17 protein-coding genes and 2 tRNA genes are annotated in these 22145 nt (G+C 70.2%); 18 read left to right on the top strand and 1 reads right to left on the bottom strand.

Annotated elements, in window-relative coordinates; translation table 11 throughout:
* Positions 1 to 65: 65 nt before the first annotated feature.
* From ABD264_RS02865 to ABD264_RS02810, 12 genes are all read left to right on the top strand, one after another.
* Complete coding sequence (locus ABD264_RS02865) at positions 66 to 1943, top strand: acetolactate synthase large subunit (protein WP_344204056.1); 1878 nt, start codon at positions 66 to 68, stop codon at positions 1941 to 1943.
* Positions 1944 to 1946: 3 nt separating this feature from the next.
* The gene (gene ilvN, locus ABD264_RS02860; RefSeq protein WP_055083383.1) at positions 1947 to 2456 is read left to right on the top strand and encodes an acetolactate synthase small subunit; all 510 of its coding nucleotides are present in this window, start codon (positions 1947 to 1949) and stop codon (positions 2454 to 2456) included.
* Positions 2457 to 2566: 110 nt separating this feature from the next.
* Positions 2567 to 3592: a ketol-acid reductoisomerase gene (gene ilvC, locus ABD264_RS02855; RefSeq protein WP_055083385.1), complete on the top strand. Its 1026-nt coding sequence runs from the start codon at positions 2567 to 2569 to the stop codon at positions 3590 to 3592.
* Between the two features lie 123 nt (positions 3593 to 3715).
* Positions 3716 to 5269 carry a methionine--tRNA ligase gene (metG, locus tag ABD264_RS02850; RefSeq protein ID WP_144942509.1) on the top strand — a complete coding sequence of 518 codons (1554 nt, stop codon included), beginning with the start codon at positions 3716 to 3718 and terminating at the stop codon, positions 5267 to 5269.
* 132 nt (positions 5270 to 5401) lie between these two features.
* Positions 5402 to 6490, top strand: coding sequence for a 3-isopropylmalate dehydrogenase (locus ABD264_RS02845; RefSeq protein ID WP_344204049.1), 1089 nt, complete (start codon positions 5402 to 5404; stop codon positions 6488 to 6490).
* Between the two features lie 139 nt (positions 6491 to 6629).
* On the top strand, positions 6630 to 7727 hold the full coding sequence (locus tag ABD264_RS02840) for a branched-chain amino acid aminotransferase (RefSeq protein ID WP_144942510.1): 1098 nt from the start codon (positions 6630 to 6632) through the stop codon (positions 7725 to 7727).
* Positions 7728 to 7811: 84 nt separating this feature from the next.
* On the top strand, positions 7812 to 8585 hold the full coding sequence (locus ABD264_RS02835; RefSeq protein WP_145009375.1) for a fumarylacetoacetate hydrolase family protein: 774 nt from the start codon (positions 7812 to 7814) through the stop codon (positions 8583 to 8585).
* Positions 8586 to 8768: 183 nt separating this feature from the next.
* Entirely contained in the window at positions 8769 to 10286 is a 1518-nt protein-coding gene (gene gltX / locus ABD264_RS02830) for a glutamate--tRNA ligase (protein WP_344204044.1), read from the top strand.
* A gap of 151 nt (positions 10287 to 10437) precedes the next feature.
* Positions 10438 to 10509 (top strand) — tRNA-Gln (locus ABD264_RS02825).
* Between the two features lie 152 nt (positions 10510 to 10661).
* Positions 10662 to 10734 (top strand) — tRNA-Glu (locus tag ABD264_RS02820).
* 86 nt (positions 10735 to 10820) lie between these two features.
* Positions 10821 to 12602, top strand: a complete 1782-nt coding sequence (locus ABD264_RS02815) for a dynamin family protein (protein WP_144942683.1) — start codon at positions 10821 to 10823, stop codon at positions 12600 to 12602.
* The gene (locus ABD264_RS02810) at positions 12599 to 14266 is read left to right on the top strand and encodes a GTPase (protein WP_344204026.1); all 1668 of its coding nucleotides are present in this window, start codon (positions 12599 to 12601) and stop codon (positions 14264 to 14266) included. The genes ABD264_RS02815 and ABD264_RS02810 overlap by 4 nt, the downstream gene beginning before the upstream one ends.
* Here ABD264_RS02810 and ABD264_RS02805 read toward each other — a convergent pair.
* Positions 14253 to 15065, bottom strand: coding sequence for an IclR family transcriptional regulator (locus ABD264_RS02805; RefSeq protein ID WP_144942514.1), 813 nt, complete (start codon positions 15063 to 15065; stop codon positions 14253 to 14255). The genes ABD264_RS02810 and ABD264_RS02805 overlap by 14 nt on opposite strands.
* 159 nt (positions 15066 to 15224) lie before the next feature.
* On the opposite strand from ABD264_RS02805, the gene leuC reads away from it, so the two are divergent.
* The 6 genes from leuC (at position 15225) to ABD264_RS02775 (ending at position 22038) form a co-directional block, all read left to right on the top strand.
* Positions 15225 to 16700 (top strand): 3-isopropylmalate dehydratase large subunit, encoded by a 1476-nt coding sequence (gene leuC / locus ABD264_RS02800; protein WP_144942515.1) that lies wholly within the window; start codon positions 15225 to 15227, stop codon positions 16698 to 16700.
* Positions 16701 to 16745: 45 nt separating this feature from the next.
* A complete protein-coding gene (gene leuD, locus ABD264_RS02795; protein ID WP_144942516.1) occupies positions 16746 to 17345 on the top strand; it encodes a 3-isopropylmalate dehydratase small subunit in 600 nt (199 codons plus the stop codon).
* 95 nt (positions 17346 to 17440) lie between these two features.
* Positions 17441 to 18760 (top strand): UDP-N-acetylglucosamine 1-carboxyvinyltransferase, encoded by a 1320-nt coding sequence (murA, locus tag ABD264_RS02790; RefSeq protein WP_344204015.1) that lies wholly within the window; start codon positions 17441 to 17443, stop codon positions 18758 to 18760.
* A gap of 121 nt (positions 18761 to 18881) precedes the next feature.
* Complete coding sequence (locus tag ABD264_RS02785) at positions 18882 to 19790, top strand: lysophospholipid acyltransferase family protein (RefSeq protein ID WP_344204013.1); 909 nt, start codon at positions 18882 to 18884, stop codon at positions 19788 to 19790.
* A complete protein-coding gene (locus ABD264_RS02780; protein ID WP_425554277.1) occupies positions 19787 to 20890 on the top strand; it encodes an NAD(P)H-dependent glycerol-3-phosphate dehydrogenase in 1104 nt (367 codons plus the stop codon). Before ABD264_RS02785 ends, ABD264_RS02780 begins: the two co-directional genes overlap by 4 nt.
* A complete protein-coding gene (locus tag ABD264_RS02775; RefSeq protein ID WP_344204011.1) occupies positions 20887 to 22038 on the top strand; it encodes a D-alanine--D-alanine ligase family protein in 1152 nt (383 codons plus the stop codon). Before ABD264_RS02780 ends, ABD264_RS02775 begins: the two co-directional genes overlap by 4 nt.
* Positions 22039 to 22145 lie beyond the last annotated feature (107 nt).

Genomic DNA, 22145 nt, shown 5'->3' with positions numbered 1-22145 from the left:
TCGTTCCCGCCCCGCACCACCCCGCTCGGCGCCACGCACATCACAGCACGTAAGGACACAGCACTATGAGCAAGGACCAGCCGATCTCACCGGCGGTGATGGCACAGCGACGTGCGCCGTCCGCCGCGGTCGCCCAGGCCGCGGAGACGGACCCGGCACGGCTGACGGGCGCCGCGGCGGAGGTCGTGGGCCCCGAGGAGATGACCGGCTCCCAGGCGATCATCCGCTCCCTCGAGCAGCTGGGCGTGACGGACGTCTTCGGCCTGCCGGGCGGTGCGATCCTGCCGACCTACGACCCCCTGCTGGACACCGAGAAGATCAACCACATCCTGGTGCGCCACGAGCAGGGGGCTGGCCACGCGGCGGAGGGCTACGCGCTGGCCTCGGGTCGTGTGGGCGTGTGCATCGCGACGTCCGGACCCGGTGCCACGAACCTCGTCACCCCGTTGGCCGACGCAAACATGGACTCGATCCCGATGCTCGCGATCACTGGCCAGGTGGCCAGCTCCTCGATCGGCTCGGACGCCTTCCAGGAGGCGGACATCGTGGGCATGACGATGCCCGTGACCAAGCACTCGTACCTGGTCACCAACGCCCAGGACATCCCGCGCGTGCTCACCGAGGCCTACCACCTGGCCTCGACCGGGCGCCCCGGGCCGGTCCTCGTGGATGTGGCGAAGGACGCGCAGCAGGCCACGATGACTTTCAGCTGGCCCCCGGCCATGGAGCTGCCCGGGTACCGCCCGGTGACCCGCGGTCACTCCAAGCAGATCAAGGAGGCCGCACGCATGATCGCGGCCGCCGAGCGTCCCGTGCTCTACACCGGCGGCGGCGCCATGCGCGCGGATGTCGCGGACGAGCTCAAGGAGCTCGCGGAGCTCACAGGCGCCCCCGTGGTGACCACTCTGACCGCCCGCGGCATCTTCCCGGACTCGCACCCGCAGAACATGGGCATGCCGGGGATGCACGGCACGGTGCCTGCGGTCTTCGCGATGCAGCAGTCGGACCTTCTCGTGACACTGGGCGCGCGTTTCGACGACCGCGTCACCGGGCAGCTGGACACCTTCGCCCCCGGGGCCAAGGTAATCCATGCGGACATCGATCCGGCCGAGATCTCCAAGAACCGGATGGCGGACGTGCCCATCGTGGGGGACCTCAGGCACGTGATCCCGGACCTCACGCAGGCCGTGCGCGAGGTGGTCGAGGAGTCCGGCACGTCCGACCTCGAGGCGTGGTGGTCCGCCCTGAACACGCTCAAGGACACGTACCCTCTGGGCTACACCAGCACCGACGACGGCCACGGCAGCCCACAGCACGTGATCGAGCGGATCTCCGCCCTCACGGGCCCCGAGGCCGTGTACGCGGCGGGTGTGGGCCAGCACCAGATGTGGTCCGCGCAGTTCGTGGACTACGAGCGTCCCCGCCAGTGGCTGAACTCTGCCGGGCTGGGCACCATGGGCTTCGCGGTCCCCGCGGCCATGGGTGCCAAGGTGTCCCAGCCGGACCGGGTGGTGTGGGCAATCGACGGCGACGGCTGCTTCCAGATGACGAACCAGGAACTGGCCACGTGCGTGATCAACGACATCCCGATCAAGGTGGCGGTCATCAACAACTCGTCCCTCGGCATGGTGCGGCAGTGGCAGACCCTGTTCTACGACGGTCGCTACTCCAACACCGAGCTGAACACGGGGCACAACTCCCGCCGGGTCCCGGACTTCGTGAAGCTCGCCGAGGCATACGGCTGCGCGGCGCTGCGCTGCGAGCGGGACGAGGACGTGGACGCCACCATCAAGGAGGCTCTGGAGATCAACGACCGGCCCGTCGTGATCGACTTCGTGGTCTCGGCGGACGCGATGGTGTGGCCGATGGTCCCCGCGGGTGTGTCCAACGACCAGATCCAGATCGCCCGCAACATGACGCCCGAGTGGAACACGGAGGACTGATCGATGAGCCGACACACTCTTTCCGTTCTGGTGGAGGACAAGCCGGGCGTGCTGACCCGCGTGGCAGGGCTCTTCGCCCGGCGTGCGTTCAACATCCACTCGCTGGCCGTGGGCCCCACGGAACTGTCCGGGATCTCGCGCATCACGGTGGTGGTGGACGCGGACGGTGAGCTGCTGGAGCAGGTCACCAAGCAGCTGAACAAGCTGATCAACGTGATCAAGATCGTGGAGCTCACGGCCGAGTCCTCGGTGCAGCGAGAGCACATCATGGTCAAGGTCCGCGCGGACGCGAGCACGCGCCTGCAGGTCACGCAGGCGGCGGACCTGTTCCGCGCGACCATCGTGGACGTCTCCACGGAGTCCGTGGTGATCGAGTCCACGGGTTCGCGCGAGAAGATCCACGCCCTGCTGGACGTCCTGGAGCCCTTTGGAGTCCGGGAGATCGTCCGGGCCGGCACCGTGGCCCTGGGCCGCGGCCCCAAGTCCATGTCGGACAGGGCCCTGCGCCACTGACCGGCGGCCGCGCGAGCGGGCCGCCCACAGACCCGATCCCGGCTCCGCCGCCCGGCGGAGCGCGGATCACGCACAACCCCACCCGCTATCCAAGGAGACAGAGCAAGCTCATGGCCAAGATCTACTACAACGACGACGCCGACCTCTCGATCATCCAGAACCGCTCCGTGGCGGTCATCGGCTACGGCTCGCAGGGCCACGCCCACGCGCTGAACCTGCGCGACTCGGGTGTGGACGTCCGCATCGGCCTGAACGAGGGCTCTACATCCCGCGCCAAGGCCGAGGCCCAGGGCCTGCGCGTGCTGTCCATCGCGGACGCCGCGAAGGAAGCCGACGTCATCATGATCCTGACCCCGGACCAGGTCCAGGCCCAGGTGTTCAACGAGTCCATCAAGGACAACCTCGAAGAGGGCGACGCGATCTTCTTCGCGCACGGCTTCAACATCCGCTTCGGCTACATCGAGGCGCCCGAGGGCGTGGACGTCGCCATGGTTGCCCCCAAGGGCCCGGGCCACACCGTGCGCCGCGAGTTCGAGGCCGGGCGCGGCGTGCCGGACCTCGTGGCCGTGGAGGTCGACGCCTCCGGCCAGGCCCTGCAGCTCGCGCTGTCCTACGCGAAGGGCATCGGCGGCACCCGCGCCGGCGTCATCGAGACGACCTTCACCGAGGAGACCGAGTCGGACCTCTTCGGTGAGCAGGCCGTGCTGTGCGGCGGCATGTCCCACCTGGTCCAGTACGGCTTCGAGGTCCTGACCGAGGCCGGTTACCAGCCCGAGATCGCGTACTTCGAGGTGCTCCACGAACTGAAGCTGATCGTCGACCTGATGGTCGAGGGCGGCATTGCCAAGCAGCGCTGGTCCATCTCGGACACCGCCGAGTACGGCGACTACGTCTCCGGCCCCCGCGTGATCGACCCCTCCGTGAAGGAGCGCATGCAGGACGTCCTGAAGGACATCCAGGATGGCGTCTTCGCGGACCGCTTCATGAAGGACCAGGCCTCCGGCGGCAAGGAGTTCGCCGAGCTGCGCGCCAAGGAGGAGAAGCACCCCATCGAGACCACGGGCCGCAAGCTGCGCTCGCTGTTCGCGTGGGAGCAGACGGACGAGGACTACACCGAGGGCACGGCCGCGCGCTGATCCGCGCTGGTTCCGTGGCCCCCGCGAGGGCCGCGGCCTGAGACCCGACGACCTCGCCGCGGCGCCCCTCCCCACGGAGGGCGCCGCGGCGACGTCGTGCCCGGGGGTCGATAGAGTGGTGGGGTGACTGAGCAGACTCCCTTCTACGTGACCACCGCCATCTCCTACCCGAACGGGGCCCCGCACATCGGCCACGCCTACGAGGCGATCGCCGCGGACGCGCTGGCGCGCTTCAAGCGCCTGGACGGCTTCGACACCCGGTTCCAGACCGGCACGGACGAGCACGGCCAGAAGATGCAGCAGACGGCGGAGCAGCTCGGCGCCACGCCTCGGGAGCTCGCGGACACCAACTCGGCGCGCTTCCGGGCCATGGACGACGAGCTGGGGATCAGCTACGACCGCTTCATCCGCACCACGGACGATGACCACCGCGCGGCCTCGCAGGAGCTGTGGAAGCGGATGGAGGCCAACGGGGACATCTACCTGGACAAGTACGCCGGGTGGTACTCCGTGCGGGACGAGGCCTACTACGCCGAGGACGAGACCGAGGTTCGCGCGGACGGCCAGCGCTACTCGATTGGAACCGGCACCGAGCTGACGTGGACGGAGGAGGAGAGCTACTTCTTCCGGCTCTCCCGCTACCAGGACCGCCTGCTGGAGCTGTACCGCACCGGGTTCGTCCAGCCGGAGGCGCGCTCCCACGAGGTTGCGTCCTTCGTGGGCGGGGGGCTGCAGGACCTCTCGATCTCGCGCACCACGTTCGACTGGGGGATTCCTGTGCCGGGCAACCCGGACCACGTCATGTACGTGTGGGTGGACGCCCTGACCAACTACCTCACCGGGCTCGGCTACCCGGACACCGAGGACCCGCTGTTCCGCCAGTTCTGGCCCGCGCACGTGCACCTCATCGGCAAGGACATTGCGCGCTTCCACGCCGTGTACTGGCCGGCGTTCCTGATGTCCGCCGGCCTGGAGCTGCCGCGCAAGGTCTTCGCCCACGGGTTCCTGTTCAACCAGGGCGAGAAGATGTCAAAGTCCGTGGGCAATGTGATCGACCCGCACGCCATGGTCTCCGAGTACGGCCTGGACCAGCTGCGCTTCTTCCTGCTGCGCGAGGTGCCGTTCGGCCAGGACGGCAACTACTCGCACGACGCGATCGCCGGGCGCATCAACTCGGACCTCGCCAACGACCTCGGCAACCTGGCCCAGCGCAGCCTGTCCATGGTCGCCAAGAACCTCGAGGGCACAGTTCCGGAGCCGGGCGAGTTCACGCAGGAGGACCGGGAGATGCTCGCTCAGGCCGACGCCGTGGTGGCGGACTACCGGGCCGCGTTCGACTCCCTGGCGTTCCACCGCGGGCTGGAGTCCGTGTGGCGGGTCATCGCGTCCGCCAACCGGTACTTCACCGCTCAGCAGCCCTGGGTGCTGCGCAAGACCGACCCCGAGCGCATGGCCACCGTGCTGTACGTGACGGCCGAGGTGCTGCGGATCGTGGCCCTGCTGGTGCAGCCGATCATGCCGGGCTCGATGTCCCGCCTGCTGGAGCAGCTCGGCCAGCCCGAGGGAGAGGCACGTGGCTTCGAGGCCCTGGGCACACGCATCGCGCCGGGCACCGTGCTTCCCAAGCCCTCCGGGGTCTTCCCCCGGTACGAGGAGCCGGAGGCGCTGCAGGGCTGAGCTTGGCTCAACCGTGGAGTGGGGGTGGGCACCAGGGACAGGTCACGGGTGCCCACCGCCGTTTCGTCTCATTATCTGATACAGCGGTTCAGCATGTGGATGGAGGGCGCACGGCGTGCCTAGGCTGAGCGCATGAGCGAAACGACAGCCCCCGCACCCGCCCGCAGCCACTCGATCGCCGTTCTGCCCGGTGACGGCATCGGGCCGGAGGTTGTTGCGGAGGCCGTCAAGGTGCTCGACGCCGTGACCAGTCCGGCCGGGGTCACGCTCGAGAAGACCACCTACCCGCTCGGAGCTGAGCACTGGCTCGAGACCGGGGAGGTCCTCAACGAGGACACGATGGAGCGGCTGCGCGGCCACGACGCCATCCTCTTCGGTGCCGTGGGTGCCGCACCCAACGACAAGCGGGTGCCCTCGGGGATCCTCGAGCGGGACCTGCTGCTCAAGCTGCGGTTCGGCTTCGACCACTTCGTCAACCTGCGCCCCGCCACGCTCTACCCAGGGACCACGAGTCCACTGGCCAATCCGGGAGAGATCGACTTCGTGGTCGTGCGCGAGGGCACGGAGGGGCTCTACGCCGGCAACGGCGGCACCCTGCGTACGGGCACCGAGCACGAGATCGCCACCGAGGTCTCCGTCAACACCGCCCACGGTGTACGCCGGCTGGTGCGCTACGCGTTCGAGCTCGCCGCGAGCCGCGAGCGCAGGAAGCTGACCCTGGTGCACAAGCACAACGTGCTGGTCAACGCCGGTCGCCTGTACCAGCGCACCGTGGACGAGTTCGCGGAGCAGTTCCCCGAGGTCGCGGTGGACTACATGCACATCGACGCCGCCACGATCTTCATGACCACGGACCCCGCGCGCTTCGACGTGATCGTCACGGACAACCTCTTCGGGGACATCCTCACGGACCAGGCAGGGGCAGTGACGGGTGGCATCGGGCTCGCGCCGAGTGGCAACATCAACGCCGAGCGCACCGCGCCGTCCATGTTCGAGCCCGTGCACGGTTCCGCGCCGGACATTGCGGGGTCCGGCACCGCCCAGCCCACCGCCGCGATCCTGGCCGGCGCGATGATGCTCGAGCACCTGGGCCACACGGACCTGGCCGAGCGGGTCGAGCGGGCGGTGCGCCGGGACCTGGAGCTGCGCGGCACGAGCGCGCGCAGCACGTCCCAGGTGGGGGATGACGTCGTCGCCCTCCTCGGCGAGCCCGCCATCTAGATCCGCCCCCGCCGAGACCGGCTGCGGCCCAGATCCTGGGCGGGGCGCGCCCGACCCGGCATACTGCACGAAGAAGACTGCGTTCCTGCCCTCTCCGCCGGACGGGTGACGTGGACACGTTGGCAAGAGGAGAACACCCGTGAGCACAGAATTCGTCAAGCAGCTCAACACCCACCCGGCCACCGACGAGGTGCGCGAGGCCGTCCTGGAGAACCCGGGATTCGGGCAGCACTTCACCGACCACATGGTGTGCATCGACTGGCAGGGGGACGTGCAGGAGAACGTGGGGCGGTGGGACAACGCCCGGTTGCAGCCCTACGGCCCGCTGAGCCTGGACCCGTCCACGGCGGTGCTGCACTACGGCCAGGAGATCTTCGAGGGACTGAAGGCCTACCGGCATGCGGACGGCTCGGTGTGGACGTTCCGCCCCGAGGCCAACGCCGCGCGCCTGAACCGTTCCGCCCAGCGACTTGCCCTGCCCACGCTGCCCGAGGAGGTCTTCGTGGACTCCATCAGAGAGCTCGTGGTCCAGGACCAGCAGTGGGTTCCGTCCGGGGAGGGGGAGTCCCTGTACCTGCGCCCGTTCATGATCGGCACCGAGCCGTTCCTGGGGGTGCGCCCCTCCCGGCAGGCGCTGTTCTCCGTGATCGCCTCACCGGCCGGGAACTACTTCGGTTCCGTGGAGCCCGTGGACATCTGGCTCTCGCGCACCTACGCCCGCGCCGGCAGGGGTGGAACGGGGGCCGCGAAGTGCGGCGGCAACTACGCGGCGTCGCTGGTCGCCCAGATGGAGGGGGACGCCCACGGCTGCAGCCAGGTGGTCTTCCTGGACCCCGAGCGCGACGACGCGATCGAGGAGCTCGGCGGGATGAACGTGTTCTTCGTCTTCGACGACAACCGTCTGGTCACCCCGGAGCTGACCGGAACCATCCTCGAAGGCATCACCCGCGACTCTGTCATCCAGCTGGCACGGGAGCGCGGCATGACGGTGGAGGAGCGCGCCTTCACCCTGGACGAGTGGCGCGAGGGAGTGCGCTCGGGTCACCTCACGGAGGTCTTCGCGTGCGGCACTGCGGCCGTGATCGCCCCCGTGCGCCAGCTCGTGGGCCACGACGAGACCATCGGCCCGGACGACGCACAGCCCGGTGAGGTGACCATGTCCATTCGACAGCAGCTGCTCGACATCCAGACGGGGAAAGCCGAGGACACCCACGGCTGGCTGACCCGCCTGGTCTGAGCACCTGCCCCGCACCGCCTCGCGGTACCGCACAGCCGCCCCGTTCCGTGCCCCGGGACCGGGGCGGCTGTGTAGCCTGTGAGCATGCGTATCGCCCGTTTCACACACGAGAACGAAATCCACTACGGCACGGTCCACGGCGAGCCCGGGGACGAGACCCTGCAGTACCTCACCGGGGACCCGCTCTACGTGGGCGTCCAGGAGCTGGACCGCACGGTGGACGTCTCGGAGGCACGCCTGCTCGCGCCGGTGATCCCGCGCTCCAAGATCGTGTGCGTGGGGCGCAACTACGCGGACCACGCCCGGGAGATGGGCAATGACGTTCCCACCAGGCCGCTGCTTTTCTTCAAGCCGAACACCGCGGTCTCCGGCCCCGGTGACCCCGTCACGCTGCCGTCCTGGACCGAGGAGGTCTCCTACGAGGCGGAGCTCGCCGTGGTGATCGGTCGCATGTGCAAGGACGTCCCGGTGGAGCGGGTTCCGGAGGTGGTGTTCGGCTACACGGCCGCCAACGACCTCACCGCGCGTGACGCCCAGCGCACGGATGGTCAGTGGGCCCGGGCCAAGGGCTTCGACGGCGCGTGCCCACTCGGCCCGTGGATCGAGACGGAGCTGGACACCTCCGCGCTGTCGGTGCGCTCCAGCGTCAACGGCGAGCTCAAGCAGGACGGCAACACCGAGGACATGATCTTCGATGTCCCCACCCTGGTCTCCTACGTCTCCGAGGCCTTCACCCTGCTGCCCGGGGACGTGATCCTCACGGGCACCCCCGCCGGCGTGGGGACGGTGGACGACGGCGACCGGTTGAGCGTGGACGTCGAGGGGATCGGCGAGCTCACCACCGTGCTGCGCCGGTAGCACCCGGGTTCCCTGCCACGGACGTGTCGACGCCGCCGCGGTGCCGCGTGGTCGTCGCGGCTTCTCCGGACAGGGCCTGTGGACGGAACCCGGACACCGCACCCTGGCGCCGCCCCCGGCCGCAACAGCCCGGCCGCGCGGCCCGGGAGGTGGCGGGGCGCGGCGTCGTAGAATGGGCCCATCATGACTGACGACGCAGCGACCTTGCACCCCAACGTTCCCGAAGGCACCCCCGTGCGCGTGCGCTTCTGCCCATCACCCACGGGCACCCCGCACGTGGGCCTGATCCGCACCGCCCTGTTCAACTGGGCGTGGGCGCGCCACACCGGCGGCACCCTGGTGTTCCGGATCGAGGACACGGACGCCGCCCGCGACTCCGAGGAGAGCTTCCAGCAGATCCTCGAAGCGCTCGGCTGGCTGGGCATCACGTGGGACGAGGGCGTGAACGTGGGCGGTCCCCACGAGCCCTACCGGCAGTCCCAGCGCGGCGAGATCTACCAGGACGTGCTCGCGCGCCTGGTGGATGCGGGCTACGTCTACGAGGACTTCTCGACCCCCGCAGAGGTCGAGCAGCGCCACCGCGACAGGGGCGAGGACCCGAAGCGCGGCTACGACAACTACGACCGCGACCTCACCGAGGAGCAGAAGGCCGCATACCGCGCCGAGGGCCGTCAGCCGGTGCTGCGGCTGCGCATGCCGGACGAGGACATCTCCTTCACGGACCTCGTGCGCGGGGAGATCACGTTCAAGGCCGGCTCCGTCCCGGACTTCGTGGTGGCCCGCGCCAACGGCAAGCCGCTCTACACACTCGTGAACCCGGTGGACGACGCCCTGATGGGTATCACCCAGGTGCTGCGCGGCGAGGACCTGCTCTCCTCCACCCCGCGCCAGATCGCCCTCTACCGGGCGCTGATGGGCATCGGCGTTGCCGAGTTCATTCCCGAGTTCGGCCATCTGCCCTACGTCATGGGCGAGGGCAACAAGAAGCTGTCCAAGCGGGATCCGGAGTCCAATCTTTTCCTGCACCGGGACAACGGGTTCATCCCCGAGGGCCTGCTGAACTACCTGGCCCTGCTCGGCTGGTCCCTGTCCGCGGACGAGGATATCTTCACGGTCGAGCAGCTCGTGGCCAACTTCGACATCCACGACGTCCTGGCCAACCCCGCGCGCTTCGATGTCAAGAAGGCCACGGCGATCAACGGCACGCATGTGCGCATGCTGGACCCGCAGGACTTCCGGGACCGCCTGATCCCGTACCTGCGCGCGGCAGACCTGGTGGAGGAAACCCTCACCGCGCGGCAGAACGAGATCCTCGACCTCGCCGCACCGCTCGTCCAGGAGCGCATGAACCTGCTCGGGGAGACAGAGGGCCTGCTCGGGTTCCTGTTCCGCGCGGACGACGAGATCGTCGTGGCCGAGGACGCCGCCAAGCAGCTCAAGGACAGCGCACCCCAGGTCCTCGACGCCGCCGTCGCCGCGCTCGAGCCGCTCACGGAGTTCACCGCCGCGAGCATCGAGGAAGCCCTGCGCGAGGCCATCGTGGACGGCCTCGGCATCAAGCCGCGCCTGGCATTCGGCCCCGTGCGCACCGCGGTGTCAGGCCGCCGCATCTCGCCGCCGCTGTTCGAGTCCCTCGAGATCCTCGGCAAGGACTCCTCGCTGGCGCGGATCAGGGCCCTGCGGAACACGCTCGAGTCCTGAACCCGCCGCCGTCCTCCCACGACGGTGCGCGGCCGGGGGCCTCCTCCCGTGCGGAGGGGACCCCCGGGGCCCAGTTTGGCAGTCGCTCGGCACATGGGTATAGTTGTTGTTCGTTGCGCGGCACGGAGCAGTCGAGTCGGGTGACAGCCATTGGGATATGGTGTAATTGGCAACACAGCGGTTTCTGGTACCGCCGTTCTAGGTTCGAGTCCTGGTATCCCAGCGATTCTTCCTCGTGAATGGAGACGTTCGCGAGTGTGAGAACACCGTTCTGTTGAGCCTGACACGGCGAATTGGAACAACACACCGTTGATGTTACTGTTTGGTGCGTCAACCGGGCCGCAGGAAAGTTCACGCGGCCCACGAAAAGTACATGGCCCCATCGTATAGCGGCCTAGTACGCCGCCCTCTCACGGCGGTAACGCGGGTTCGAATCCCGCTGGGGTCACGCGACACAAAACCCCGGTTTCCACGGAAGCCGGGGTTTTGTCATGTCCGGATTCCGCGGCGTTGTCGGCACTGCGCGCCGGCGGCATGCCGAGCTGCTGGCACAATGACCGTGTGAACACCCACGAGACCCCGGCCGTGCCGCTCATCGAGGCCCTGGAGGGCACGCGCGAGCTCCTGCGTTCAACCACCCTGCCACTGGCCACCGCCAGCGCGCCCCAGCAGCGAGAGGACGCCGCCCGCGCCGTCGCCCAGCTGGACGACTACGTGCTGCCCCGGGTGCGTTCCCTGGACGCGCCCCTGCTCGCCGTGGTCGGAGGCTCAACGGGGGCGGGGAAGTCCACGCTCGTCAACGCCCTCGTGGGCCACCCCGTGACCCGGTCCGGGGCGATCCGCCCCACCACACGCAGGCCGCTGCTGATCCACCACCCGAGCGACGCCGGGGCCTTCACCACCCAGCGCGTGCTGCCCCGTCTGGCCAGGGTGCACGGCACCGTGGTGGCCGCGGGGCACACGCCGCCCGCGGGGGAGTCGGGTGACGGGACCGTCGAGGACACCGGGTCCCTCGTGCTGCTCGCGGACACGAACATCCCCGAGGGGCTCGCGATCCTCGACGCCCCGGACGTGGACTCGATTTCCGACGACAACCGTGCGCTCGCCGCGCAGCTGCTCTCCGCAGCGGACCTGTGGCTGTTCGTCACCACCGCCAACCGCTACGCGGACGCCGTCCCGTGGCAGCTGCTGCGCAACGCCGCGGGCCGGGACATCACCGTGGCCGTGGTGTTGGACCGGGTGCAGGCTTCCTCCGCCAAGGAGATCGAGGATGACCTCCGGCGGATGCTGGACGAGGAGGGCCTCGGGGCCGCGCCGATCTTCGTGGTGACCGAGTCCCCGCTGAACGAGACCGGGATGCTTCCGGCGGCGGCGGTGGAGCCGGTGCGCGAGTGGCTCGAACGCCTCGGCGCGGACGCCCAGGCGCGCTCCGAGATTGCGGCGCGCACCCTCGGCGGAGCGGTGCGCGAGCTGGCGGACACCACCGAGCGCACCGGCGAGGCCGTCGCCGCGCAGCAGCGCACCGAGGAGCACCTGCGCCGGGAGGTGTCCACCTCCTTCGGCGAGGCGCTGCGGGCGATCGTGGACTCCACGCGGGACGGCACCCTGCTGCGCGGAGAGGTGCTCTCCCGGTGGCAGGACTTCGTGGGGACCGGCGAGTTCTTCCGCAGCCTGGAGGCCGGGATCGGCCGGGTGCGGGACCGGATGACCGCGTTCTTCAAGGGCCAGCCGACGCCCGAGGTGCGGGTGGAGGAAGCCATCGAGACCGGGCTGCAGGCGGTGATCGTGGAGAACACGGCGCGCGCCGCGGAGTCCGCGGAGCGGCGCTGGCGGGACGAGCCGTCCGGGCAGGTGCTGCTCGCGGGACGGGACGCCTCCGCCCTGCCACCGGACTACCCCGAGCAGGTGGCCGAGAGCATCCGCGCCTGGCAGTCAGACGTGATGCTCATGATCCAGCAGGAGGGTGCGGGTAAGCGGACGCGTGCGCGGGCGATGTCCCTGGGCGTGAACGCCCTGGCCGTGATCCTGATGATCGCCGTGTTCTCGACCACCGGAGGGCTCACGGGACTGGAGGTCGGGATCGCCGGCGGCTCCGGTGTGGTGGGCATGAAGCTGCTCGAGGCCGTCTTCGGTGAGGACGCCGTGCGCCGCATGAGCGACCAGGCGCGCAGCAACCTTGAGTCCCGCATCCAAGGCCTTCTGGACCAGCGCGCCAAGCTCTTCCTGGACTCCATCGACGAGCTGGGGGAGCACCCCACCGCCCAGGAGCTGCATGCTGCGGCCGAGCTCGTGCGCCGGGAGAGTGAGGCCCTGTGAGCCCCCGTTCCCGGAACGAGACGGTAAGCCTGTCCGAACGGATCGAGGGGCTCGCACGGGCCACCGAGATCGCGGAGGGCCGCCTGGACGCGGACGTGGTGCAGCGGGCCCGGCACACGCTCGACACGGCCGGGCAGCGGCGTGCGCTGTCCGCGGACCACACGGTGGTGGGGTTCTTCGGCGCCACAGGCTCCGGGAAGTCCACGCTGTTCAACGCCGTGGCTGGCCAGGAGCTGGCCCGCGCAGCGGCACGCAGGCCCACGACGTCGAAGCCCCTGGCCGCCATCTGGGGCGAGGAGGGCAGCCAGCCGCTGCTGGACTGGCTCGACGTGGCCGACCGTCGGGTGGTGGGCCCCGCACTCAGCGTCTCCACCGGCAGCGGGCGGCGGGCGAGCACAGCGCAGGGTGGGCTCGTGCTGCTGGACCTGCCGGACTTCGACTCGGTGACCAGTGAGCACCGCCAGATCGTGCAGCGCATGGTGGGCCTGGTGGACGTGGTCGTGTGGGTCGTGGACCCACAGAAGTACGCAGACGCCGTGCTGCACCAGGACTTCGTGCAGCCGCTCGCCCGGCACGGGGCGGTGACCATGGTGGTGCTCAATCAGGCGGACCGGCTCGCGGAACGGGACGTGCCGGGCGTGCTCGCCTCGCTCACGGACCTCGTGCGCCAGGACGGGCTGCCCGCCACGGGGCAGAGCGCACCCGTGGCGGTCTCGGCCGCCACGGGACAGGGCATCGAGGTTCTGCGCGAGCGCATCCACGCGGTGGCCGCGGGGCGTGCGGCAGCGGGGCAGCGGCTCGAGACGGACGTGCAGCACGCCGCCCGGGAGCTCGCGAATGCCGCGGGACAGGGCGATCCGCACGGCATCGACAAGGCGGCGGGCGAACGACTCACCGAGGGGCTCGCGCGCGCCGGGGGGATCGAGATGGTCGCGGAAGCCGCTGCCCGCTCCTACCGGTTGAGGGCGGGCAGGCACACCGGGTGGATCGCCACCCGCTGGCTCTCCCGGTTCCGCAAGGACCCGCTCAAGCGCCTGCACATCGAGAGCCACGAGAAGACTTCCGACCCCGGGGTGCACCACACTTCGGTACCCGCGATGGACGCCTCCCGCAGGGCGGCAGCGGACTCCGCAGTGCGCGGCTTCGCGGACGAGGTCTCCGCCGGGGCCGGCGAGCCGTGGCGGCGCAGCGTCAGGGCCGCTGCACGCACCAACGAGCACCGCCTGCCGGACACGCTCGACCAGGCCGTGGCCCGCACGAAGTTTTCGGCCCACCGCTCGTCGTGGTGGTGGCTTGCCTTCGACCTCCTGCAGTGGCTCGCGATGCTCGTCACGGTGCTGGGCCTGCTGTGGCTGCTCGGGCTGTTCCTGGCCCAGTACTTCCAGATCCAGCTGCCGCCCCCGCCCACGGTCCAGGACTTCCCGCTGCCGGTGCCCACGCTGATGGTCCTCACCGGTGTGGTCCTCGCACTGTTCCTCGCGCTCACGGGTGCGGTGCTCGCGTCCCTTGCGTCCCGCGTCCACGCCTCGGGGGTGCGACGACGCCTGCTGCGCTCGGTGCGGGAGGCAGCCACCGAGTCCGTGGAGACACCGGTGCGCCGCGAGCTCGAGGCGCACCGGGAGTTCGCGGACGCCGTGGCGCGGGCGGGGCTCACGTCGCGCTGACGCGCACCGCCTCACTGAGCTGACGGGCGGCCTGGACCACGACATCCGCGTGCTTCTGTCCGGGCTGCTTGGACAGCCTCTCGATGGGGCCGCTGATGGACACGGCCGCGATCACCCTCCCGGAGGGGCCCCGCACGGGAGCCGAGACCGAGGCGATGCCCGGCTCGCGCTCGCCGATCGACTGCGCCCAGCCGCGACGTCGCACCCCGGCGAGCGTGGTTGCGGAGAACCGGGCGTGCTGCAGGCCCTCGATGAGCCGTGCGTGGTCTTCCCACGCTACGAGCACCTGGGCGGCGGAACCGGCCTTCATGGACAGCTGGGTGCCCACGGGAATCGTGTCCCTCAGCCCGATCGGGCGTTCCGCGGACGCGACGCACACGCGCCACTCGCCCTGGCGGCGGAAAACCTGCGAGGACTCGCCGGTGCTGTCCCGCAGCTGCAGCAGCACCGGGGCGGCCGCGGAGATCAGCCGGTCCTCGCGTGCCGCGGAGGCGAGCTCCACGAGCCGCGAGCCGAGGACGAAACGGCCCTGCACGTCCCTGCCCACGAGCCGGTGGTGGGCCAGTGCGACGGCCAGGCGGTGCGCCGTCGGGCGCGCGAGACCGGTGGCGTCCACGAGGTCCGCGAGCGAAGCCGGGCCTGCCTCGAGCGCGTCGAGGATCAGGGAGGCCTTGTCGATCACGCCCACGCCGGATGGTGAGAAGGAGGACTCCTCCTGCATGGCGGTGCCGGTGCCCCGGCCGCCCAGCGGAGAGCCCAGGGGAGCGCCGGACGGATCCATGGCGTGTGTCGTGTCCATTTTCTGATACTGCCGTCTCAGAATTCGAGAAGCAAGTTCGCGGAGTGGAACTGGTGCCCGGCAGCGGTGACGATGGTGCGAAAGGACGCCTCCGGCACCCGGAGCGCCACGGGCAGCCGCCCGCCACCGGGGCGCCGCAGCAAGAACGGGAGAGACGAGATGACGACGACCGCCGTGACCACCCCGCCGCGGACCCTCGCCGAGAAGGTCTGGAACGACCACCTGGTGCGCCAGGGCGAGGCGGGACGCCCGGACCTCATCTACATCGACCTCCACCTGCTCCACGAGGTCACGAGCCCGCAGGCCTTCGAGGGGCTGCGGCTGGCCGGGCGCGGCCTGCGCCGCACGGACCTCACGATCGCCACCGAGGACCACAACACCCCCACCGAGAACATTTTCTCGACCATCGCGGACGAGACCTCCCGCAAGCAGATCGAGACGCTGCGGCGCAACTGCGAGGAGTTCGGCGTGCGCCTGCACTCCCTGGGGGACTCCGAGCAGGGCATCGTGCACGTGGTGGGCCCCCAGCTGGGTCTGACGCAGCCGGGGATGACCGTGGTGTGCGGGGACTCCCACACCTCCACGCACGGCGCATTCGGCGCGCTGGCGTTCGGCATCGGCACCTCCGAGGTGGAGCACGTGATGGCCACGCAGACGCTCTCCCTGGCCCCGTTCAAGACCATGGCCATCAACGTGGAAGGGACGCTGAAGCCCGGCGTCAGCTCCAAGGACATCATCCTGGCCGTGATCGCCAAGATCGGCACGGGGGGCGGTCAGGGCCACGTGCTCGAGTACCGCGGCTCGGCGATCCGCTCGCTGTCCATGGAAGCGCGCATGACCATCTGCAACATGTCCATCGAGGCCGGCGCCCGCGCGGGGATGATCGCCCCGGACGAGACCACCATGGACTACGTCCAGGGCCGCCCGCACGCCCCGCAGGGCGAGGACTGGGACGCCGCCGTCGAGTACTGGCGCACGCTGCACACGGACGAGGGCGCGGCGTTCGACCGCGAGGTGTTCATCGACGCGGACGAGCTCGAGCCGTTCGTCACCTGGGGCACCAACCCCGGCCAGGGCGTGCCGCTGTCGCAGCCCGTCCCGGACCCGGAGGAGGTCGGGGACGACAACGCGAAGGACGCGGCGCGCCGCGCCCTGGAGTACATGGGCCTCGAGGCGGGCACCCCCATGAAGGAGATCCCGGTGGACACCGTGTTCCTGGGCTCGTGCACCAACTCCCGGATCGAGGACCTGCGCGCCGCCGCGGAGATCGTCAAGGGCCGCCGCAAGGCCGAGAACGTGCGCATGATGGTGGTCCCGGGCTCTGCCAGGGTTCGGCTGCAGGCCGAGGCGGAGGGCCTCGACCGGGTCTTCCGCGAGTTCGGCGCGGACTGGCGCTTCGCGGGATGCTCCATGTGCCTCGGCATGAACCCGGACCAGCTGGCCCCGGGGGAACGGTGCGCTTCCACGTCCAACCGCAACTTCGAGGGTCGGCAGGGCAAGGGTGGGCGCACCCACCTGGTCTCGCCCGTGGTCGCCGCGGCCACGGCCGTGCGCGGCACGCTCAGCGCGCCGTCGGACCTCGAGCCCGCCGGCGCCGCGGCGCCCGTGCCGTCCGGCCTCCAGCCCATGGCCTGAGCTCCGCAGCCCCGACCACCGCACCAGCTACTGAAGGACACCGCCATGGAGAAGTTCTCCACCCACACCGGCGTGGCCGCGCCGTTGAAGCAGTCCAATGTGGACACGGACCAGATCATCCCCGCCGTCTTCCTCAAGCGCATCACCAAGACCGGCTTCGAGGACGCCCTGTTCGCCGGGTGGCGCAAGAATCCGGACTTCGTGCTCAACCGCCCCGAGTACGAGAACGCCTCCGTGCTGGTGGCCGGCTCGGACTTCGGCACGGGCTCCTCCCGCGAGCACGCCGTCTGGGCGCTGCGGGACTACGGTTTCAAGGCCGTCATCTCCTCGCGCTTCGCGGACATATTCCGCGGCAACTCCGGCAAGCAGGGGCTGCTCGCGGCGCAGGTGGAGCAGTCGGACGTGGAGCTGCTGTGGAAGCTCATGGAGGAGCAGCCGGGCATCGAGGTCCGCGTGGACCTGGAGTCCCGCACCGTCACGTGCGGGCCGGTGACCGTGCCGTTCCAGATCGACGACTACACGCGCTGGCGGCTCATGGAGGGCCTGGACGACATCGGGCTGACCCTTCAGCAGGAGGAGGACATCGAGGCCTACGAGCGCACCCGCCCAGCGTTCAAGCCCACCACGCTGCCCGCTCGAACCTGAGCGGTGACTGGACCGGGGCCCGCCGCGAGTCGGTAGAATGTCGAGGTCTCGTGCGCGTTCCGCGTGCGGGCGACGCTTCCCCAGATCGGTAGGTCATGACTTCTCTGCGCATCACCGGCGGCGTGCCGCTGTCGGGTCAGGTGACGGTACGCGGCGCCAAGAACCTCGTTCCGAAGGCCATGGTGGCCGCACTCCTCGGGTCCACGCCGTCCACGCTCGGCAACGTGCCCGAGATCAAGGACGTCGAGGTCGTCACGGACCTGCTCGCGCTGCACGGCGTGGAGGTCACGCGTGACGACGCCCTCGGGCAGCTCACTCTCGATCCAACTAACGTCACGCGCGCCCGACACTCGGACATCGACGCCCACGCCGGGGACTCCCGGATCCCGATCCTGCTGTGCGGACCCCTGCTGCACGCGCTCGGTGAGGCCTTCATCCCCGATCTCGGCGGCTGCCGGATCGGGGACCGGCCCATCAACTACCACCTTGAGGTGCTGCGCAACTTCGGCGCCAAGGTGGACAAGCTCGACTCCGGCATCCGGATGAGCGCCCCGCACGGGCTGCAGGGCGCGAAGATCGACCTGCCGTACCCGTCCGTGGGTGCCACAGAGCAGGTGCTGCTGACCGCCACGCGCGCGGAGGGCCACACCGAGCTGCGCGGAGCGGCCACCGAGCCCGAGATCATGGACCTGATCGCCATCCTGCAGAAGATGGGTGCGCTCATCACGGTCCAGACGGACCGTGTGATCCGCATCGAGGGTGTCCCCGAGCTCACGGGCTACGTGCACAGCGCGCTGCCGGACCGCATGGAGGCGGCGTCGTGGGGCTCCGCGGCGCTCGCGACCAGCGGCGACATCTTCGTGGCCGGCGCCAAGCAGGCGGACATGATGACGTTCCTGAACACCTTCCGGAAGGTGGGCGGCGGGCTGGACATCCGCGAGGACGGCATCCGCTTCTACCACCCCGGCGGGGACCTGAACCCGCTGATCGTGGAGACGGACGTGCACCCCGGTTTCATGACCGACTGGCAGCAGCCGCTCGTGGTGGTGCTGACCCAGGCCAAGGGCGTGTCGATCGTCCACGAGACGGTCTACGAGAATCGCTTCGGCTTCACCCGCGCGCTCAACCGCATGGGATCCGTCATCCAGCTGCACCGCGAGTGCCTGGGCTCCGTGCCCTGCCGCTTCGGGCAGCGCAACTTCCTGCACTCCGCCGTGATCTCCGGACCCACGCCTCTGCACGCCACGGACATCCACATCCCGGACCTGCGTGGCGGCTTCTCGCACCTGATCGCCGCGCTGACCGCCGAGGGCGTGTCCCAGGTGACGGGTGTGGAGCTTATCAAGCGCGGTTACGAGCACTTCACCGACAAGCTCGACGGGCTCGGCGCGAACTTCGTCGTCGAGGAGTCGTGACGCCGCGGCGTCGTCGGCGCCCCGAACCTGCGTTGGCCGACGTGGCCCACGAAGCATCCCACAGCGGCCAGCGCCTCCCTGGGAGACGGCGCCTGCTGCCCACCGAGGAGTGGATGAACCCATGAGCAGGACCTCCCAGCGCCGCGTGTTCCGCGTGCTGGCGGGCATGGTGATCCCCGTCTACCGGGCGCTCGCCGTGCCGCGCTGGAGCGGGCAGGAGAACTTCCCCGCGCAGGGCGGCTTCGTGGTGGTGGCCAACCACCTCACGGAGATCGACCCCATCACCGTGGCGTACCCCGTCTACAAGGCCGGGATCATGCCGCGGTTCCTTGCCAAGGAATCCCTGTTCCGCGTCCCCGTGATGGGCTCCGTGATCCGGCGGACCGGCCAGGTTCCCGTGTACCGCGGCACCTCGCGGGCCAAGGACTCCCTGGTGGCCGCGCGCGCGGAGCTGGACAGTGGCGGCGCGATCATCGTGTACCCGGAGGGCACCATCACGAGGGACCCGGGCATGTGGCCCATGCGTGGTCGCACCGGTGCAGCCCGCCTGGCGCTGGAGACGGGTGTTCCCGTGGTGCCGATGGCGCACTGGGGGGACCAGGAGATCCTGTACCGGGATCCGCAGGGACACCGCACGTTCAGTGCGTGGCCCCCCAAGAGGGTCACGGGTGTCATCGGCGAGCCGCTTCGTGCACAGGACCTCGTGCCCGGCGGGCTCGTACGTTCCGGTCGCCCGTCCCCCGAGGAGCTCGGGCGCGCCACCGAGGTGATCATGGCCGCCGTCACCAGACTCACGGGCGAGCTGCGCGGCGAGACCCCGCCGCCGGAGCCCTTCGACCCCCGCCGTGGCGCGGCGCGGCAGCCGGGAGCAGTGACCGCTGGCGCGGCGTCGATGGACGTGGCTGGCACGGCCGGCGACGGCGCCTCGCCCGCAGAGACCCGTCTCGCCTCGGACGCGGCGCCCGGCAGCGCACCCGCTCCAGACCCGGGCGCCCCGCTCGGGAACGCCGGCGGGAGCGTGGCACCGTGACACGTACCGACGGGACACCTCCCGCCACCGTGCCGCGCTCCGAGGCTGGACCCGCCAAGATCACCGTGCTGGGCGCCGGGTCGTGGGGCACCACCTTCGCGAAGGTCCTCGCCGACGCCGCCGCGGACGCCGGTGCCGAGCGCACCGTGTGCCTGTGGGGCCGCTCCCCTGAGGCAATGGCCACCCTCTCCCGCGAGCACCGCAACGAGCGCTACGTGCCGGGCGTGGACCTGCCGGAGGGGCTTGAGTACTCGAGCGACCTCCCGGCGGCCCTGGAGGGCGCGGGACTCGTGGTCGCCGCGATCCCCGCCCAGTCGCTGCGCGCGCAGCTGACGGTGGCCGCCCCGCACCTGGACCCGGACGCCGTCGTGCTGTCCCTCGCCAAGGGGCTGGAGTCCACCACGGGTCTGCGCATGACCGAGGTGATCGCGCAGGTGCTCGGCGCGCACGCGGCCGGTTCGCAGGAGGAGTGGGCAGGGCGCACCTGTGTGCTCTCCGGGCCGAACCTCGCCATGGAGATCGCTCGGGAGGAGCCCACGGCGTCGGTCGTGGCCGCCCCGGAGCACGGGACCGCGGCATGGGTCGCCCTTTGCTGTGCCGCCCCGTACTTCCGTCCGTACACCAACGCGGATGTGGTGGGCACGGAGATCGGCGGACTCGTGAAGAACGTGATCGCCCTGTGCGTGGGGATCTGCGACGGTCGCGGCTACGGGGACAACTCGAAGGCCTCCGTGATGACGCGCGGTCTCGCGGAGACCACCCGGCTGGCTCTCGCACTGGGCGGGGACCTCACCACGCTGTCAGGGCTCTCCGGCATGGGTGACCTCGTGGCCACATGCTCCTCGTCCCTGTCCCGCAACCGCACCGCCGGCAGGCTCCTGGGGGCGGGCCTCACGCTCGCCCAGGTGCAGGACGCCATGACCCAGACCGCCGAGGGCATCACCTCGGCGCCCGCCGTCCTCACCCTCGCGCAGCGCCACGGCGTGGACATGCCCATCACGGACGCCGTCGTGAGCGTGCTGCGCGACGGCGCCCCGGTGGACGAACTGGCCCCCAAGCTGCTGGGCCGAGACCTGAAATCCGAAGGGAATACCGCATGAGCACCAGCCACGAGACCGCCGAGGCCACCGCGCAGGGCGAGAGGCCGTGCGTGGCGGTCGTGTTCGGTGGCCGCTCCTCCGAGCACTCCGTGTCCCTCATCACCGCCCGGTCCGTGCTGCGCGCGATCGACCGGGACAAGTGGGACGTCGTGAGCGTGGGGATCTCCCGGGACGGCGCATGGTTCCTGTTCTCGCAGGAGGAGCTGGAGGCGCTGCTGGAGGAGACGCCCCTGGCGCAGCTGCCGGTCGGGGAGCGCCGTGTGAGCCTTCCCCTGCAGGCCGGCGACAACCGCCTGCTGATCCACGACTCCGGCGAGTTCGGGGCACCGCTCACGAGGGGTCGCCACGTGGACGCCGTCTTCCCCCTGCTGCACGGGCCGTTCGGCGAGGACGGCACCCTCCAGGGGATGCTCGAGCTCGCGGACCTGCCCTACGTGGGGTGCGGTGTCGCCGCCTCCGCGATCGGCATGGACAAGCACTTCATGAAGATCGCTTTCGAGGCCGCCGGGCTCGAGGTGGGCCCCTACACGGTGGTCCCGGACCGGATGTGGCGCACGGACCGTGAGGGTGTGCGCGAGCGGATCGAGGCGCTGGGGTTCCCGGTGTTCGTGAAGCCGGCGCGCGCGGGATCGTCCTTCGGCATTACACGGGTGGACGAGGTGTCGCAGCTGGACGCCGCCATGGAGACGGCGCGGGAGCACGACCTGAAGGTCGTCGTCGAAGCGGGCCTCGAGGGCCGGGAGATCGAGTGCGCCGTCCTGGGGGATCACGGGATGGAGCCCGCTCGCGCGTCCCTGCCCGGGGAGATCGAGGTCCAGGGCCACGACTTCTACGACTTCGACGCCAAGTACGTGGAGGACGACGGCGCCACCCTCTCCTGCCCCGCACGGTTGCCGGACGAGGTGATCGAGACCCTGCGCCGCGACGCCGTGCGGGCCTTCAACGCCGTGGACGGTGAGGGACTCGCCCGCTGCGACTTCTTCGTCACTGCGGGCAACCGCGTGGTCATCAATGAGATCAACACCATGCCCGGCTTCACGCCCATCTCCATGTACCCCCGCATGTGGGCCGCGAGCGGGCTGGAGTACAGCGAGCTGATCGACGAGCTCATCACGCTCGCGCTCGAACGGCCCGTGGGGCTGCGCTGAGCGAGTGACCCCCCTGCGCCGCGGGTCCGGCGTCCGCGTTCGGTCGCGTTCCTCTGCTCCTGCGCCCAGGAAGTCCCTGCGCCCCGGAACATCCTGACCCGGTGACG

The organism is Kocuria salsicia, from assembly GCF_039532055.1.
In the GTDB taxonomy this organism is placed as follows: Bacteria; Actinomycetota; Actinomycetes; order Actinomycetales; family Micrococcaceae; genus Kocuria; species Kocuria salsicia.
This window is presented reverse-complemented; position numbering and strand designations above follow the sequence as displayed.